The following is a 17,202-nucleotide window of genomic DNA, read 5'->3' on the forward strand; positions in this document are numbered from 1 at the left end:
GATTTAAAAAACCTGAAGGATCTAATATTATATAAAGTTTACTGTTTAAACGTAAATCTATCTAGCTCACTACTTCTTTAATACGCTTAATAGCTTCAATAATTTGTTCTTGCGAAGCTGCATAAGAAATACGAATACAATTAGGATTACCAAAAGCAGCACCTGTAACGGTTGCAACTAAAGCTTCTTCTAATAAATATAAAGAAAAATCGGTAGCATTATTTATTTTTGTACCTCTTAATGTTTTTCCGAAGTAATAAGATACATCTGGAAATACGTAAAAAGCACCTTCTGGCGTGTTTGAGTTAAAACCTTTAACATCGCTCAATAAATCTAAAACTAAATCACGACGCACTTTAAACTCGTCGATCATATATTTAACAGCACTCGGCTCTGCTTGTAACGCTGTAATTACTGCACGTTGTGCAATACAGTTAGCACCACTAGTAATTTGACCTTGCATTTTATTACATGCACGAGCAATTTTTTCTGGAGCACCAATAAAACCAATACGCCATCCCGTCATAGCGAAAGCTTTCGATACACCGTTTACCGTAATTGTATTATTGTACATATCATCAAATTCTGCAATACTTGAATGACCAGAACCGTAATTAATATGCTCATAAATTTCATCTGAAACCACATAGATATTAGGATATTTAACCAATACATCGGCTAAAGCTCTTAATTCTTCTCTACTGTAAACAGATCCACTTGGGTTACAAGGTGAACTAAACCACATCATTTTGGTTTTTGGCGTAATAGCCGCTTCCAATTGTGCAGGAGTCATTTTAAAATCTGTATCAATAGATGTTGCAACCTCTACTGGCACACCATCGTTTAATTTTACAATATCAGAATAACTTACCCAATAAGGACAAGGTAAAATAACCTCATCTCCTTTATTCAACATAACGCTAGCAATATTTGCCAAAGATTGTTTAGCTCCCGTAGAAACAACAACTTGAGGTAAAGTATACGTTAAGTTATTATCGCGTTTAAATTTCGCAATAACTGCCTCTTTTAAATCTACATAACCATCTACTGGAGAGTACGAATTGTAATTATCATTTACAGCTTGAATGGCTGCATCTTTAATAAAATCTGGTGTGTTAAAATCTGGTTCCCCAAGACTTAAACCAATAATGTCTTTGCCTTCGCCTCTTAATTCGCGCGCTTTGGCAGCCATAGCTAACGTTGCCGATGTAGCCATGTTTAAAATTCTATCAGATAGTAATTGCATGAAATGTGTTTATAAGTAAATATATAGTTAGTTTATGCTAAATCAGGATTTTTCCCAAGCACTTTTAATTGATTATAATGTTCTGAAACTGCTTTCCAAAATGTGTTGTATTCATTATATGGTAAACTGAACTCGTTTGCTGTTTCTTTAACTATTTTTGCTATTTTACTATAATGCACGTGGCTAATATTAGCAAATAAATGGTGCTCTACTTGTCGGTTTAAACCTCCAGTATAAAATTCAGCTAACCAGCTTTTAGGTGAAAAATTACAAGTTGTAAATAATTGGTGAATAGCCCAAGTGTTTTTCATATTACCATCCTCATCAGGCAAAGGCATAACAGTGCTAGGAACCACGTGTGCCAATTGAAAAACAACACTTAAGATTATTCCAGCTGTGTAATGCATAATTAAGAACCCTATTAATACTTGCCACCAAGCAAAACCTAAAATTAATGGTAAGGCCACCCAAAGAGAATAATACACAATTTTACCAATAATAAGTTTAGTCCATTGTGTTGCAGGACTTGGTAACTTACCATAAGCTAATTTACGTTTTAGGTATTTATAGGTTTGTATAAAATCTGTTGTAATAGCCCAGTTTGCAGTTAACAGTCCGTATAAAAAGAATGCATAATACTTTTGGTATTGATGAATTTTAAACCATTTTGAATGTTTTGAAAAACGGATAATTCTACCCGCATCAATATCTTCATCATGTCCTTGAATATTGGTATATGTATGGTGCAATACATTATGTTGTACTTTCCAATTGTAGTCATTTCCAGCTAAAATGTAAATACTACTTCCCATTAATTTGTTCACCCATTTTTTACTGGAGAATGAACCATGGTTAGCATCGTGCATCACATTCATGCCTACTCCTGCCATACCAATACCAACAACTACCATGCATAAAGCTTGTAGCCATCCAGACATGGGTACTGTTAAAATTAATACTGCTGGAACAATTAGTAAAGCAAACATTATGATGGCTTTATTATATAATTTCCAGTTTCCTGTGCGTTTAATATCGTTCTCCTTAAAGTAATCATTAACACGTTTATTCAACGTTTTAAAGAACTTAGCAGGGTCTTTTCTCGAAAATGAGACGGTTTGTTTAGTCATGCAATAAATTTTAATATGATTTCTAAAATATTTTTTTGATCATACCTAACTGCAAAGATATGAATAAAGCTATTTAAGTTATCCCAATTTTTTGTAAAATTATGCGCCTAAAAAGTATATTTTTGTTGAAAATTTAACAGAAATGAAACTGCTTTTAAAATATTTCCCCGACTTAACGGAAGACCAAATTGAAAAATTCACCCAATTAGAAACCTTATATCAAGATTGGAATTTAAAAATAAATGTAGTTTCTCGAAAAGATATCGATGAGCTTTATTTAAGACATGTATTACATTCTTTAGGAATAGCTAAAATAATCCAATTTAAAGATGGTAGCCATATTCTAGATGTTGGAACAGGTGGTGGATTCCCAGGAATCCCTTTAGCTATAATGTTTCCCGAATGTTCATTTCATTTAGTAGATAGTATTGCTAAAAAACTAAAAGTAGTTAACGAAGTTGTTGAAGGCTTAGGTTTAACCAATGTAAAAACAACACATAGCCGCGTTGAAGAGACCAATGGGAATTACGATTTTATTGTAAGCCGTGCCGTTGCTGCTATGCCTACTTTTGTACATTGGGTAAAAGGAAAAATTGCAAAAGAGCAAAACCACGAACTAAAAAATGGTATTCTATATTTAAAAGGTGGCGATCTAACCGAAGAGCTAAAAGATTACAAAACCACTACTATTTTTGATTTATCTGACTATTTTGATGAAGATTTCTACGAAACCAAAAAAATAGTACACTTACCTTTAAAGTATCGCGGGTAATTTATAACGGATTATAAGAAAAGTAAAAGCCATTAAAAATCATAATTATGATTTTTAATGGCTTTTTTTATCTCTTAATTGTAATTTTTTCTAGCTTAAAAACAACAATCTTTACTATGACTAGAACCTAAGCCTTCTCAGGAATCTGCTTTAAAATTTCTAATACAAAGTTCCAATATTTTTGAGCAGATGAAATTTGAGCACGTTCATCTGGAGAGTGCGCTCCTTTTATAGTTGGACCAAAACTAATCATGTCCATTTCTGGATAATTTGTTCCAAGAATCCCGCATTCTAAACCAGCATGACATGCTGCTACGTGTGGTTTTTCGTTATTTAATTCTTCGTAAAGTTTCTCCATTATTTTTAAAATAGCAGAATCCATATTTGGTGTCCACCCTGGATAATCGCCTGTACACTCTACTTCGCAACCCGTTAATTCGAAAACAGAACGTAAAGTGTTTGCTAAATCCCATTTAGAACTCTCTACAGAAGAACGTGTTAAACAACCAATTTTTACATGGCCATCTTTAATAATAACTCTAGCAATATTATTTGATGTTTCTACTAATTCAGGAATATCTGCACTCATACGATACACACCATTCCATGCGGCATAAATAGCTCGTGTTAATCCTTCTTGAACTCCTAAATCCATTATTTTTTCTGGAGTTTCAACTTTAGAAACTACAACTTCTAAATTAGGCTCCATCGTTTTTAATTCCGTCTTTAAAACTTCTTCTTGCTGTTTTATCTCTAAAAGAAAAGCTTCTTCATGAATAGCATCGATTGCAACAATAGCATTACTTTCTCGAGGAATAGCGTTACGTAAACTTCCTCCGTCGATTTCCGAAATGCGCAAACCAAAATTCTCAAAACCATCAAAAAGCACACGGTTCATTATTTTATTCGCATTACCTAATCCTTCATGAATTTGCATTCCTGAATGACCACCTTGTAATCCTTTTACTGTAATTTTATAACCTATTTTGAATTCTGGAGTTTCCTCTTCCTCATAAGTTCTCGTTGCTGTTACATCGATACCACCGGCACAACCAACGCCAATTTCATCATCTTCTTCAGTATCTAAGTTTAAAAGAATTCCGCCAGTAAGTAAGCCGCCTTTTAATCCTTCCGCTCCTGTCATCCCTGTTTCTTCATCTATAGTAAACAAAGCTTCAATCGCTGGATGCGGTATATCTGTGCTTTCTAGAATAGCCATAATAGTGGCAACTCCTAACCCATTATCGGCTCCTAACGTAGTGCCTCTTGCACGAACCCAATCCCCATCTACATACATTTCTATACCTTGTGTATCGAAATCGAATTCTGTATCATTATTTTTTTGATGAACCATATCTAAATGCGACTGCATCACGATAGTCGTTCTATTTCCCATACCTGCTGTTGCTGGTTTTTTGATAATAACATTACCAACCTCATCTTCGATAGTTTCAAAACCAAGGTTCTTACCAAAGTCTTTCATAAATGCGATAACACGTTCCTCCTTTTTAGATGGACGTGGTACGGCGTTTAAATCGGCAAATTTATTCCAAAGTTCTTTAGGCTCTAGGTTTCTTATTTCTTGACTCATGTCTTTTTATATTTTAATGCAAAGTTAGTAAAAATACACAGATATTGGCAGCTACTCCTGATTGATGTGGCATCCTTTTTTTGTTGTTAAATAGTTTGCAAAAAGTCTAAACGATTATAATTAAGTTTAACTTTACTTTATACTGAAACAAGTATATCAAAAAAAAGATATAACGGAAAGCAGGAAGAAACCTTTATAAATATACCCGACCTTTGGGTACAAATTTTTACTATTTTTGATTTATGTTGAAAGATAAAAAAACGATTATTGCGCTGCTGTTGATTCCGCAGTATTTTTTCGTGAAGTTTTTAGGGAATTATCCAGAATTTGTAGATGCGTATTACAGTAATGGGCTCTATATATATGTATCGAAAATGTTTCGGTTTTGTTTAGGGTGGTTGCCATTTTCATTTGGAGATTTGGTCTATGCTGTTGGATTAATTTATATAATTAGATGGTTTTTTAAAAATTGGAAACGTTTAAAAACGGATACAAAGCAGTGGTTTGCTGATGTGTTTTCTGCCGTTTCGGTGCTTTATTTTGCATTTCATTTATTTTGGGGTTTTAACTATTACCGATTACCGCTGTATAAAAGTTTGAATTTGAATCCTGAATATTCTACAGAGCAACTTGTAAAGGTGACAGAACAGCTTATTTTACAAGCGAATGCATTGCATTTGGAAATCGCGAAAAATGATTCATTAAAAGTAGAGATTCCGTTATCTAAAAATGAAATTTTAAAGCTTGCGCCAGACGGTTATTTAGGGCTGAAGCAGGTGTTTCCTAATTTGGAATATTCGCCACAGAGTGTAAAAAAATCGTTGTTTAGTTATCCGCTAACTTATATGGGTTTTAGTGGTTATTTGAATCCGTTAACCAATGAAGCGCAGGTTGATGGATTGATTCCGAAGTTTAAATTTGCGACCACAACAACGCACGAAATAGCACATCAATTAGGCTTTGCAGCAGAAAATGAAGCAAATTTTATTGGTTGCTTGGCAGCTATAAATCATGAGAATATTTATTTTAGATATTGCGGTTATACTTTTGGTTTACGCTATTGTTTAAATGAAATTTACCGAAGAGACGAAGCACTTTACGAGGAAGTTGTTAAAAACCTAAATATCGGTATTTTAAAGAATTACGAGGAAGTTCGTGTGTTTTGGGAGGCTCACCAAAACCCAACTGAGCCTTTATTTAAAAGTTTTTATAGTGGTTTTTTAAAAGCTAACAAACAAACTAAAGGCATGGAAAGTTATAGTTACGTTGTTGCTCTATTGGTAAATTATTTTGAAGAAAAATGAGAAATTCTTAAAGATTACAACTTTATATGTAAAGGAACTTTGATTCTAGATAGATATCCGTATTTTTAGCTAAAACTAACAGATTGTATCTATGATTAAAAAATGTATTGGAATCTTGAGCTTCTTTTGCTGCAGTTGCTTATTTAGCCAAGATTATTTTCCAAAAAATGATGGTGTTAAAACTACAAACACCAACTACACAGCATTCACGAATGCAAAAATCCATGTTTCTAGCGGAAAAATTATTAACAAAGGCACCTTGTTAATACATAATGGAAAGGTAATTTCTACCGGAACAAATGTTTCGATTCCAAAAAACACTAAAATTATTAATATTGAAGGTAAAAGCATTTACCCTTCTTTTATTGATATGTATTCTGATTTTGGTATTGAAAAACCAAAAGCACAACCAAGAAGCAGAAGTCAGGCTCCCCAATACGATGCTAGCAGAACGGGATATTATTGGAACGACCATGTGATGCCAGAAAATGAGGCGCTTACTAAATTTAGCTACGATTCTAAAAAAGCTAAAGAGTTACTAAATGCCGGGTTTGGCGTTGTAAATACACACATTCAAGACGGTATCCATAGAGGAACTGGTGCGTTAGTGGCTCTTAATAATAAAGAAGGTAATGAAACACGTATACTAAAAGAGAACTCTGCACAATATCTATCTTTCGATAGAAGCGCCACGTCTCGACAAGCTTACCCAAATTCTATAATGGGTAGTATTGCTTTGTTACGTCAATTATATAATGATGCGGCATGGTATAAAAAAGGACTTAGTAAAACGAAAGATTTATCTATTGAAGCCTTAAACAGAAACCAAGATTTAATTCAAATTTTTGAAGCCGGAAGTAAAGCTAATGCACTAAGAGCCGATAAAATTGGAGATCAATTTGGTATTCAATATGTAATTTTAGGTGGTGGTGATGAGTACGAGCGTATTGATGAGATAAAAAACACGAATGCTGCATTTATACTACCCATTAACTTTCAAGATGCTTATGATGTTGAAAATAGTTTTTTAACAAGTTCATTAGCGCTTAGCGATATGCGTGCATGGAGCCAAGAACCAACAAACCCAAAGGTTTTAGCCGATAACAACATCAATTTTGCATTAACGACACACGCTTTAAAATCGCCAAGTGAATTTAAAGGCAAATTAATGCAAGCTATTAAAAACGGACTTTCTAAAGAGAAGGCTCTAGAAGCATTAACGCTTATTCCTGCACAATTACTTGGGCAATCTACAGCAATAGGAACACTTAACAATGGTGCTTATGCTAACTTTTTAATTACCTCGGGCGATATTTTTGAAAAGAAAACCAAGCTTTACGAAAACTGGGTACAAGGCCAGCAACATATTGTTACCAACATGAACACCATAGATATTGTTGGTGATTATGAGTTTAGCGTAGATAATACGGCTTATAAAATGACTGTAGAGGGCGACATTAAAAAACTGAAATCTAAAATTACAAGCGAGACTAAAACCTTAGGTTCAAAAATTAGTTATACTAATGACTGGGTTCAAATCTCGATGACTACAAAAGATTCTACGTCGCAAGATTTTATTCGTATTGTAGCTCATGTTGAAAACGACGCTGCTTTAAAAGGAAAAGCTACTTTACCTAATGGTAATGAAATTCCTTTTTTAGCCAAAAAGAGTACAAAAGCCGAAGATGATTCCGAAGAAAAAGATAAAAAAGACGATGATTCTAAAAATAGCATAGCCTCTATCTCCTACCCTAACACTGCTTACGGATTTAAAACACTACCAAAACAGGAAACGCTTCTGTTTAAAAACGCAACGGTTTGGACTAACGAAGCCGATGGTATTTTAGAAAACACAGACGTGCTTATTAAAAACGGTAAAATAATTAAAATCGGTAAAAACTTGAGCGACGGAAAAGCTCAAATTATTGATGCTACTGGCAAACATTTAACGGCTGGTATTATAGACGAGCATTCGCATATTGCAACAGCTTCGGTTAACGAAGGCGGGCAAAACTCGTCTGCAGAAGTAAGCATCGAAGATGTTATCGATAATGAAGATATTGGCATTTATCGCAACCTTGCTGGTGGTGTAACCTCTATACAAGTATTGCACGGTTCGGCCAACCCAATTGGTGGACGTTCGGCTATTATAAAATTAAAATGGGGCGAATCTGCCGATAATTTAATTTATAACGATTCACCTAAATTTATAAAATTTGCTTTAGGCGAAAATGTAAAACAAACTAGATATTCTAACGGTGTGCGTTTTCCACAAACCAGAATGGGTGTCGAGCAAGTTTACATCGATTATTTTACACGTGCTAAAGAATACGATGCTTTAAAGAAAAGTGGTAAACCTTATAGAAAAGACGTCGAGATGGACGTGCTTGCTGAGATTTTAAACAAAGAGCGTTTTATTTCTTGTCACTCTTACGTTCAAAGTGAAATTAATATGCTTATGAAGGTTGCAGAACAATTCGATTTCAACATTAACACATTCACTCACATTTTAGAAGGTTATAAAGTAGCAGATAAAATGGTTGAGCATGGGGTTGGAGGTTCTACATTTAGCGATTGGTGGGCGTACAAATATGAGGTTAACGATGCTATTCCATACAATGCTGCCATTATGCACAATGCAGGCGTTACGGTTGCTATTAATAGTGACGATCCAGAAATGTCTAGACGTTTAAACCAAGAAGCTGCAAAAACCATTAAATATGGTGGCATGACAGAAGAAGAGGCTTGGAAGTTTGTTACTCTAAACCCTGCTAAACTTTTACACATCGATAACCGTGTGGGAAGTATAAAAGTTGGTAAAGATGCCGATGTTGTTTTATGGACCGATCACCCAATGTCTATTTATGCTAAAGCAGAAAAAACAATTATTGAAGGTGTCACTTATTTCGATTTAGAACGTGATACTATGCTGCGTTCGGAAATTAAAGAAGAAAAAAACGAGCTTATCAACCAAATGCTAAAAGCTAAAAACAAAGGCTTAAAAACGCAACCTATTAAGAAAAAGGAAAAAGTAGATATGCATTGCGATTTTATTGGCAATCAAATTAACTAAAACATAGAAAATGAAATATTTCAATTTATATATAGCGTGTGCCTGTCTCCTATTTTTCGGATCCATACACGCCCAACAAACTCCAGCAGACAAACAAAGCAAAGCCATATCTATAGAAGGTGCCACGGCGCATTTAGGTACAGGTGAAGTTATTGAAAATGCCCTTATTATGTTTAATGAAGGTAAAATCACTTTCGTAGGAAGTGCTAATATGAAAATTGCGCGAATTGGGGACGTTATCGACGGTAAAGGTAAACACGTCTACCCTGGTTTTATTATTCCGAATTCAACTTTAGGCTTAGTTGAAATTGATGCTGTAAAGGCCACTGATGATGATTCTGAAATAGGAACATGGAACCCAAACATTAGAAGTATTATTGCCTATAACGCGGAATCTAAAGTTGTAGAATCTATGAGACCAAACGGGGTTTTACTCGGGCAAATTACGCCACGAGGCGGTCGTATTTCAGGAACCTCATCTGTAGTACAATTTGATGCTTGGAACTGGGAAGATGCTGCTGTAAAAACCGATGACGGAATTCACATAAACTGGCCAAGCAACTTCAAAAGAGGACGCTACTGGTTAGGCGAAGACCCTTCATTAAAGGTGAATAAAGAATACGGCAACCAAATTACAGAAATAGAAGATTATTTTAATAACGCTAAAGCCTATTTAAAAGCAAGCCCTTCTATCACCAACCTATCTTATAAAGCATTAGAAGGTATTTTCAATGGTTCTAAAAAACTTTACATTAATGTAGATGATGAAAAAGGCATTATCGATGCTGTAAATTTCACTAAGAAAAACGCCATTCCAAACATGGTTGTTGTTGGCGGAGCGGAAGCTTATAAAGTAACCGATATTTTAAAATCGAATAACATATCTGTAGTTTTAAACCGTATACACTCGCAACCAAGCCAAACTGATGACGATTACGATTTACCATATAAATCGGCAAAATTATTAGTAGATAATGGCATTACAGTAGCCTTACAAGCTAACGGACAAATGGAACGCATGAATTCTAGAAACTTACCATTTTACGCAGGTACAACCGTAGCTCATGGATTAACAAAGGCACAAGCACTACAACTAATTACTCTAAACCCAGCAAAAATATTAGGTATCGATGCGCAGTATGGATCTTTAGAAACTGGTAAAAGCGCTACCTTGTTTATAAGTGAAGGTGATGCCTTAGATATGCGTACCAACATTATTTCTCATGCTTTTATAGACGGACGCTTAATTAGTCTAGAAACGCACCAAACAGAATTATGGAAACGCTATTCCGAAAAATATCAATCCAATTAATACCAACAAAAAAAAGGAAGCCTATAGGCTTCCTTTTTAATTTAATATATTTTCTATATCTAATTTACTTTGCAATTGTAGCGCCTTCAGGAACATCAAAAAGTGTAGCATCAGGAATCTCTTTAGATAGTTTTACATTTACAAAAGTATCTTCTCTACTCATTTTTGTTGGTACATTATTCTCCGTGGCGTAACCTGCCATAGTTGCTGGTAATTGCAAACCGCTTACATCTTGCCAATTTTGATAACGTCTAAAATGTAAATCTTTACTTTTTTCTTTAGAAAAATAAGTTACCGTATAAGCCAACCATTCCATTTTATAAGTTTCAGGATTGTAATAAAGTACATATTCATCTCCAGACGATTCACCTACACCATATTCATAAGAAATTTTAATTCCAGGATATGTTTTTCCTTCAAACACTAAAGGATCGGCATCACCATAAATAATACCATCATCTGCCAATATAAAAGGCATAGAGTAAAAGTAAAACATTAAATTATAGAAAAACTTTGGTTTTCCTTTATAAGCTTCCTCTCCTTTATTCTTTAACCAAATATCTTTGCCATTAGAACCAATAGCATACTTAGGCATATCTACCAAAATTTTTCTGTTTTTTAAGTTGGTAGTTGTAACATCGTTCCCGCCTTCTTTTACCTGAGCAAATGTTAATGATTTCATACTATTCCAAGTATCTAAACCACCATGTGCATCAAAAATTTTAACTAAGATTTCTGGGTAATGTTTTTTATTTTCAACTTGCTTTTCTACAGATGGTTCTGGGGATTTTACTGTTTCATTTTTTGTTTCATTCTTACAAGAAAGAATTGAAATTGTAATAAATAAAAATAGAATATTTCTCATGGTAAATTTTTAATTTACCATGAAGTCGTAATTATCTACTTAAAATTACAATATTTAAATTATTAATAAATAAAACAGTTCGTTCAACTAAAATAAAAAATGCGATAACGTATTATAAACCAATTGGATTTAATAAGTTTGAAACTTAGAGTCCAGAAAAAAAACCATTTTAACAAAATTAAGATAATAAATGAATTCAAATTTCACTGCGTCAACAAATAAGGTGTTTTTAAAAATTCCTTTATTCATATTAATTTTAACTGTTCTGCATATATTTAGGTTTATTGTTTATGAATACACACCAGATACCGCACTGTATATTTTAGTTTGGAAACTTGTAATTGCAAGCATTACGGGCTTTTTTTTTAGTTGGTATTTTTATCTGAATAAAAAATGGACCTTAGGTATTATTACACATTTACTATTCATTCTTTTTGCATTTCAAACTAATTTATCAAATTTAATAGATTATTATTTTAGCATTGATAACAGTAGTTCCATAAGGACCTCTTTACAAACTATTCTGTTTCTAGTATCTGCTTCGTGGTTTGCTTTTGGATTTTTTAAAACTGAAAAGGTAAGGCCAAAGAAAAAAGCATTTCTAAACGTTTTTCTTTTAGTAATTGCAACCTATTTTGTTCTTGCTAGTGGATTAGGAAAACTTAGTGAACTCTTTCAACAAATAATTAGTAGCGATTCTAGTTTTTTCGAATATCTAGTTCAACTACTCGTTATATTAACGCGTGTACTTAAATGTTTTGTATTATTAATTGGGTTTTACTACCTATTATCTAAAATTATAAATACAAACAAGCAAAGTAATATTTTAGCACCTCAATATATTTCTAAATCGTTTTTCAGTAAAGGTTTTGCCATTTCATACACATTAATTTTCCTTGTATTTTTTAGTGTTTTAGAAAATATTGTCGCATTTGTTCTGTTCAGTTTTTTCTCTAGAAACTCTTTTGATTTTTACGAAAACATTCAATTACTATCTAATTTCGCCTATCTACTTTATACTGTTTGCTTTTTAGGCCAACTTATGCAATACAGAAGTTATTCTTTGAAACATTTTTATGGCATATTTTCGGCTGTAGCCTTATTTCCAATATTAAATACGGTATCGCTATTTGTTCTTAGACACAAAAGAAAAGTAAAATCTGTATCCGATTTTATAAAAAACGCACCTAAACAAAGAAACATTCATCTTAGTATTTATGCTGTTTTAATGATTGCTTTTATCCTTTTTATAAATAAAGATGAGTTAACCAATGAAGATGAGTTAGCTTGGATTTTCGCAGGTATTATTCTGCATTGCATTTGTTTATTTATCGTTTCATTAAACAAAAAATACGTTTATACGGCACCTGCTATAATTACGCTTTTATGGATTATTAAAAATTACAGCTCTTTTTCTTTTATAGAAACTATTACAGAACATGTATTTGATATCAGTATACTATCTCAAGGTGTTTTTATTATAACCATTTACTATTTAACCTATTATTTATTGTTTTACATCTACCATAAAGCCTTTTATGTTAACACAAATGAAGAACAAATAAAAGCAGAATTAGATACTCATTTTTCTAACACTAACGAGTCCGAAGTTTTATAGAGAAGCGTCCTCTTGAATAAAAACTTATATTATCTTTTGAGTATAGTTTAAAACTAAAACTATAGTTCCCATCTTCTGGAACTACATAAACTCCAGACTCGGCCTCATACTCACTTGTTACACGTGTAATATCGACTTCTTCCTCTTCGTTCTCGTCATTGTATCTTGTTTCTGTATCCGATTCTTCTTCTTTTGAAGATTTAATAAAATGAGAAAAAACCAATGGCAAATACCGATCTACCAACATCGAGTCCTTATCCTTTTCTATGTAGTATTTTATAGAGTAATCGTCAAGATCTGGAGATTCGTACGTTTTATATTCTAAGCTAGATTTGGTCCAAATTACAACCTCTTCTCCTTTTTTCAAAGACACATTATCTATAGTAGAAATTGAGGAAGTAGATAGTCCTACTTCTTTTTCTAAATCATTACCAACAACATTACAGGAATGTAACATCCCTAAACATAATAAACAATAAAAATATTTTATATACCGCATTTTATTCAATCATTAAAGTGTTATGTTCCATTTGATAATCAAGCATTTTTTTATAAAAATCTGCCGAGTTTTCATCCACGCCCTCTTTTCTAAAATAAAATACTTTATTGTGCTTTTCTATTCGATAGTAAAAATGATCTGCATAACTAGTTTCACCATCATAATTTTTGCTGTCTTTAGTAATTACATAGGCGTTGCCTTCATGCTTTATATTAACCATAAAACCATCACTTCTAAATGTTCGCCCTCTAAACTCCCACTCGGTCTTACCATAATTTACCTGTTTCACAAGGTTTTTATCGAGCATAGCTCCTTTTTTCAGAGCATTAATAATATTTAAAAATGATGTGTCGAATTTTTTAGAAGCATAATAAAAATCGAAAGTTTTATAATTATATAAACTTCTTAAATCAATTTCTTCATTTTCTTCCATAAAAACTCTCATCTCTTTATCGATATCTTTAAGAGCAAAATTATAGGCTTTTATAGTAACAGCAGGATACGTATCTATATAGTCTGCCCAAGACTTAACAGCTAAATCTTCATTATTTTTAGGTTCCTTAGTTAAATTCTTAGCCATACCTAAAGAAAAAAGAGCCATTTCAAAATTCTCTTTTCTATTTAAGTCCATCATATCGATTACAGCTTCATAAACAATAAAATACTCGTGTATCTCATCATATTCAAAATACACAACATTAAAACCATCTCTCTCGGAATAAATAACGCTGTTTGCATCTTGATACTCTACAATTAAATCTTCCCAAACTTTATCTTCGGCATCACTTATATTTTTTTTAATTTTCTCAAAAGTAATCGCATCTTTATCTTTAGATGGTAAGAGTACAATACCCTCAGAAATCCCATAAGAATCATAATCCTCTCCACTTTCAAGATCAATTGCTATAGCTTTGTCTTCTCGTATCGTTAAATCTCCCCAAATATATTCTTCATAATCACTGGCCTCATAATCTTCAAAAGCATCCTCACCTGTAATATCATACTCATAACCAACTGGTATCGAAATCTTTGGATATAGCGTGCTATCGTTTAAATATTGAATTGAAAGAAGATCTATTTGCCTATTTAAAATAGACGCTATTCGTTCTTTAGATAACAGTTCTTTTGGTGTATCTACAATTTCAATCTGATTGCTTTCCTCTTTTTCCTGACATGAAAAAAGAGTAAGAAAAACGCAAAAAAATGTTTTCACTAAATATTTCATCATTATTTATTTAAAAATTCTAAAATACTCAAAATTAAAACGGTTTTAGAGTTCAATTCCATTTTTTAAAAACAGACTACAAATTTAAAAACCTAATTATAGAATTCCCGAAAGTAAAAAGAAGAAGCACAAGAATAAAGCATCTCCTGCTTATTATATATAAAAGTGTAAATTTGCAGCTATAGATTTTGCCATAAAGCGATATGAATTACAAAGAAATATCTAGTACACAAAACCCATATATTAAACAACTTGTTTTATTAAAAGACAAATCGCGTGAACGTAAAAAGTCAGGTTTATTTTTAATTGAAGGCGTTCGCGAAATAGAATTAGCCATAAAAGGTGGTTATGTATTAGACACTGTTTTATTCTACCCAGGACTTTTTTCTAAAAACGAATTAGAAGCGCTAACTACAAGCCAAAATACAACTATTGAAATATCTAAAGACGTTTACGAAAAACTCGCTTACCGAAGCACTACAGAAGGTGTTCTAGCGGTTGCCAAACCAAAAAGCCACCTAATAAGTGATTTAAAATTTGACACCCAAACACCACTAATCTTAATTGCTGAAGCTCCAGAAAAGCCAGGTAATATTGGCGCCATTTTACGTACTGCCGACGCTGCCAATGTCGATGCTGTAATTATTGCCAACCCAAAAGGCGATTTATATAACCCAAATATTATTCGTTCTAGCGTAGGTTGTGTATTTACCAATACTATTGCAACGGGTTCTACTACCGAAATTATAGAGTTTCTAAAATTGAAAAACATTGATATTTATTGCGCTATTTTACAATCTGCTATTCACTATCACGAGCAAAATTTCACCAAAGCAACCGCTATTGTTGTTGGTACAGAAGCTACAGGCTTAAGCGAAGAATGGCGCGTAAGCTCAACTCAAAATATAATAATCCCGATGCAAGGCGAAATAGATTCTATGAATGTTTCTGTTGCTGCCGGAATTCTTATTTTTGAAGCCAAACGCCAACGTAATTTTAAATAAACGTAAATTACAAAAAACGAGTTCCCCAAAGAACAACAGTCCGTTTCGGATTTGAAACTTAACACACTATGAACGCAAACACTCTTTTTTACATTATAATTGGCATTATTATTATCAGTTTTATAGTTGATAAAGTCTTAGACGCCCTAAATGCAAAACACTTTAACGACGTACTTCCTGAAGATTTAAAAGATGTTTATGATGACGAAGCATATAAAAAATCGCAAAATTATAAAGCGACAAATTATAAATTCGGATTACTAACCTCTACTTTTTCCGTAATTTTAACGTTAGCCTTTCTTTGGTTCGATGGTTTCGAATTTATTGACAATATAGCACGTAGCTACAGTGAAAACCCAATATTTGTTGCTCTTATTTTCTTCGGAATTATCATGATTGGTAGCGATATTTTAACAACCCCATTTTCTTATTATAGCACTTTTGTAATTGAGGAAAAATTTGGTTTTAATAAAACAACCATTAAAACGTTCTTTTTAGATAAAATAAAAGGCTGGTTTATGATGGCTATTGTTGGCGGTGCCATTCTATCTTCAATTATTTGGTTTTATGAAGCAACAGGCAATCAGTTTTGGCTTTACGCTTGGGCATTAGTTGCTGTGTTTAGTTTATTCATGAATATGTTTTACTCTAAACTTATTGTGCCACTTTTTAATAAACAAACACCTTTAGAAGCCGGAAGTTTACGCGATAACATTTCGGAATACGCAAAAACAGTTGGCTTTAAATTAGATAAAATTTTTGTTATCGATGGTTCTAAACGCAGCACAAAAGCCAACGCTTATTTTTCTGGTTTTGGTAACGAAAAACGCGTTACGCTTTACGATACTTTAATTAACGATTTGGATGAAGATGAAATTGTTGCTGTACTTGCTCACGAGGTTGGTCATTATAAAAAGAAGCATATTATTTTTAATTTAGCGACTTCAATTCTATTAACTGGATTTACACTTTTTATATTATCGTTATTTATTTCGAACCCTATATTATCACAAGCTTTAGGTGTCGAAACCCCTAGTTTTCATATTGGATTAATTGCTTTTGGAATGCTCTACGCTCCTATTTCGGAAATTACGGGTTTAATAATGAATCTGTTTTCTAGAAAATTTGAATACCAAGCCGATGACTATGCTAAGAACACCTATAAAGCCGAACCTTTAATTACCTCCTTAAAGAAGCTTTCTAAAAACAGTTTAAGTAATTTAACTCCGCATAAAGCCTATGTTTTTATGCATTACTCGCATCCTACGCTGCAGGAACGTATTGGAAATTTGAGGAGGTAAATCACCTTTTTATCCCTAACCCGCGTTAACGATTGCAGCGGCATCTTTTTAAAAATTTAAGCAGCCAGAAACCTTGTTATTTCTACAAACATTTTAGATAAACACTAACATACCGAAAGCTCTAAGTTTTTAAAAAGATACAGCGGAAAGCGTGTTAAAACGCCCAAAAAATTGAATATCCAAAAAATTGATTACCTTTGCACCTTGAAACTCAGAAAATAATGAGTTTATATTCCTCAGAGAGAGGATGTGTTACTGGAAGTTT

Annotated in this window: 13 protein-coding genes; 7 read left to right on the forward strand and 6 right to left on the reverse strand. The window is 32.9% G+C overall.

What is annotated here, in order from left to right; all coding sequences use genetic code 11:
- Positions 1-61: 61 nt before the first annotated feature.
- Complete coding sequence (locus GQR97_RS00400) at positions 62-1,246, reverse strand: pyridoxal phosphate-dependent aminotransferase (RefSeq protein ID WP_158843970.1); 1,185 nt, start codon at positions 1,244-1,246, stop codon at positions 62-64.
- Positions 1,247-1,278: 32 nt separating this feature from the next.
- Positions 1,279-2,373 (reverse strand): fatty acid desaturase family protein, encoded by a 1,095-nt coding sequence (locus GQR97_RS00405; RefSeq protein ID WP_158843972.1) that lies wholly within the window; start codon positions 2,371-2,373, stop codon positions 1,279-1,281.
- Positions 2,374-2,515: 142 nt separating this feature from the next.
- On the opposite strand from GQR97_RS00405, the gene rsmG reads away from it, so the two are divergent.
- Complete coding sequence (rsmG, locus tag GQR97_RS00410; RefSeq protein WP_158843974.1) at positions 2,516-3,145, forward strand: 16S rRNA (guanine(527)-N(7))-methyltransferase RsmG; 630 nt, start codon at positions 2,516-2,518, stop codon at positions 3,143-3,145.
- A gap of 127 nt (positions 3,146-3,272) precedes the next feature.
- Here the strand turns inward: rsmG and GQR97_RS00415 are convergent, their stop codons facing one another.
- Entirely contained in the window at positions 3,273-4,736 is a 1,464-nt protein-coding gene (locus tag GQR97_RS00415) for an aminoacyl-histidine dipeptidase (protein WP_158843976.1), read from the reverse strand.
- 242 nt (positions 4,737-4,978) lie between these two features.
- Here GQR97_RS00415 and GQR97_RS00420 point away from each other — a divergent pair, with 242 nt between their 5' ends.
- The 3 genes from GQR97_RS00420 to GQR97_RS00430 all read left to right on the forward strand — a co-directional run bounded on the left by GQR97_RS00420 (position 4,979) and on the right by GQR97_RS00430 (position 10,425).
- A complete protein-coding gene (locus GQR97_RS00420) occupies positions 4,979-6,040 on the forward strand; it encodes a DUF3810 domain-containing protein (protein ID WP_158843978.1) in 1,062 nt (353 codons plus the stop codon).
- Positions 6,041-6,131: 91 nt separating this feature from the next.
- The gene (locus GQR97_RS00425; RefSeq protein WP_158843980.1) at positions 6,132-9,113 is read left to right on the forward strand and encodes an amidohydrolase family protein; all 2,982 of its coding nucleotides are present in this window, start codon (positions 6,132-6,134) and stop codon (positions 9,111-9,113) included.
- A gap of 10 nt (positions 9,114-9,123) precedes the next feature.
- Positions 9,124-10,425, forward strand: coding sequence for an amidohydrolase family protein (locus GQR97_RS00430; protein ID WP_158843982.1), 1,302 nt, complete (start codon positions 9,124-9,126; stop codon positions 10,423-10,425).
- Positions 10,426-10,489: 64 nt separating this feature from the next.
- Here the strand turns inward: GQR97_RS00430 and GQR97_RS00435 are convergent, their stop codons facing one another.
- Positions 10,490-11,290, reverse strand: a complete 801-nt coding sequence (locus GQR97_RS00435) for a DUF6503 family protein (RefSeq protein WP_158843984.1) — start codon at positions 11,288-11,290, stop codon at positions 10,490-10,492.
- Positions 11,291-11,480: 190 nt separating this feature from the next.
- Between GQR97_RS00435 and GQR97_RS00440 the strand changes: the two genes are divergently transcribed.
- Positions 11,481-12,908, forward strand: a complete 1,428-nt coding sequence (locus GQR97_RS00440; protein ID WP_158843986.1) for a hypothetical protein — start codon at positions 11,481-11,483, stop codon at positions 12,906-12,908.
- Here the strand turns inward: GQR97_RS00440 and GQR97_RS00445 are convergent.
- Together GQR97_RS00445 and GQR97_RS00450 are read right to left on the reverse strand one after the other, a co-directional pair.
- On the reverse strand, positions 12,886-13,365 hold the full coding sequence (locus tag GQR97_RS00445) for a hypothetical protein (protein WP_158843988.1): 480 nt from the start codon (positions 13,363-13,365) through the stop codon (positions 12,886-12,888). The genes GQR97_RS00440 and GQR97_RS00445 overlap by 23 nt on opposite strands.
- A gap of 43 nt (positions 13,366-13,408) precedes the next feature.
- Positions 13,409-14,635, reverse strand: a complete 1,227-nt coding sequence (locus tag GQR97_RS00450; protein WP_158843990.1) for a hypothetical protein — start codon at positions 14,633-14,635, stop codon at positions 13,409-13,411.
- Between the two features lie 200 nt (positions 14,636-14,835).
- Between GQR97_RS00450 and GQR97_RS00455 the strand changes: the two genes are divergently transcribed.
- Together GQR97_RS00455 and GQR97_RS00460 are read left to right on the forward strand one after the other, a co-directional pair.
- A complete protein-coding gene (locus GQR97_RS00455; RefSeq protein WP_158843992.1) occupies positions 14,836-15,636 on the forward strand; it encodes a TrmH family RNA methyltransferase in 801 nt (266 codons plus the stop codon).
- 68 nt (positions 15,637-15,704) lie between these two features.
- The gene (locus GQR97_RS00460; protein WP_158843994.1) at positions 15,705-16,937 is read left to right on the forward strand and encodes a M48 family metallopeptidase; all 1,233 of its coding nucleotides are present in this window, start codon (positions 15,705-15,707) and stop codon (positions 16,935-16,937) included.
- Positions 16,938-17,202: the final 265 nt, after the last annotated feature.

It is taken from the genome of Algibacter sp. L1A34 (assembly GCF_009796805.1).
Taxonomy (GTDB): Bacteria; Bacteroidota; Bacteroidia; order Flavobacteriales; family Flavobacteriaceae; genus Algibacter.

What these genes read in the sequence shown, in the direction of transcription:
- GQR97_RS00405 (WP_158843972.1), bottom strand. Translation starts at nt 2,373, where the DNA reads ATGACTAAACAAACCGTCTCATTTTCGAGAAAAGACCCTGCTAAGTTC.
- GQR97_RS00415 (WP_158843976.1), bottom strand. Translation starts at nt 4,736, where the DNA reads ATGAGTCAAGAAATAAGAAACCTAGAGCCTAAAGAACTTTGGAATAAA.
- GQR97_RS00435 (WP_158843984.1), bottom strand. Translation starts at nt 11,290, where the DNA reads ATGAGAAATATTCTATTTTTATTTATTACAATTTCAATTCTTTCTTGT.
- GQR97_RS00440 (WP_158843986.1), top strand. Translation starts at nt 11,481, where the DNA reads ATGAATTCAAATTTCACTGCGTCAACAAATAAGGTGTTTTTAAAAATT.
- GQR97_RS00445 (WP_158843988.1), bottom strand. Translation starts at nt 13,365, where the DNA reads ATGTTACATTCCTGTAATGTTGTTGGTAATGATTTAGAAAAAGAAGTA.
- GQR97_RS00460 (WP_158843994.1), top strand. Translation starts at nt 15,705, where the DNA reads ATGAACGCAAACACTCTTTTTTACATTATAATTGGCATTATTATTATC.
- GQR97_RS00425 (WP_158843980.1), top strand. Translation starts at nt 6,132, where the DNA reads ATGATTAAAAAATGTATTGGAATCTTGAGCTTCTTTTGCTGCAGTTGC.
- GQR97_RS00400 (WP_158843970.1), bottom strand. Translation starts at nt 1,246, where the DNA reads ATGCAATTACTATCTGATAGAATTTTAAACATGGCTACATCGGCAACG.
- GQR97_RS00455 (WP_158843992.1), top strand. Translation starts at nt 14,836, where the DNA reads ATGAATTACAAAGAAATATCTAGTACACAAAACCCATATATTAAACAA.
- GQR97_RS00420 (WP_158843978.1), top strand. Translation starts at nt 4,979, where the DNA reads ATGTTGAAAGATAAAAAAACGATTATTGCGCTGCTGTTGATTCCGCAG.
- rsmG (WP_158843974.1), top strand. Translation starts at nt 2,516, where the DNA reads ATGAAACTGCTTTTAAAATATTTCCCCGACTTAACGGAAGACCAAATT.
- GQR97_RS00450 (WP_158843990.1), bottom strand. Translation starts at nt 14,635, where the DNA reads ATGATGAAATATTTAGTGAAAACATTTTTTTGCGTTTTTCTTACTCTT.
- GQR97_RS00430 (WP_158843982.1), top strand. Translation starts at nt 9,124, where the DNA reads ATGAAATATTTCAATTTATATATAGCGTGTGCCTGTCTCCTATTTTTC.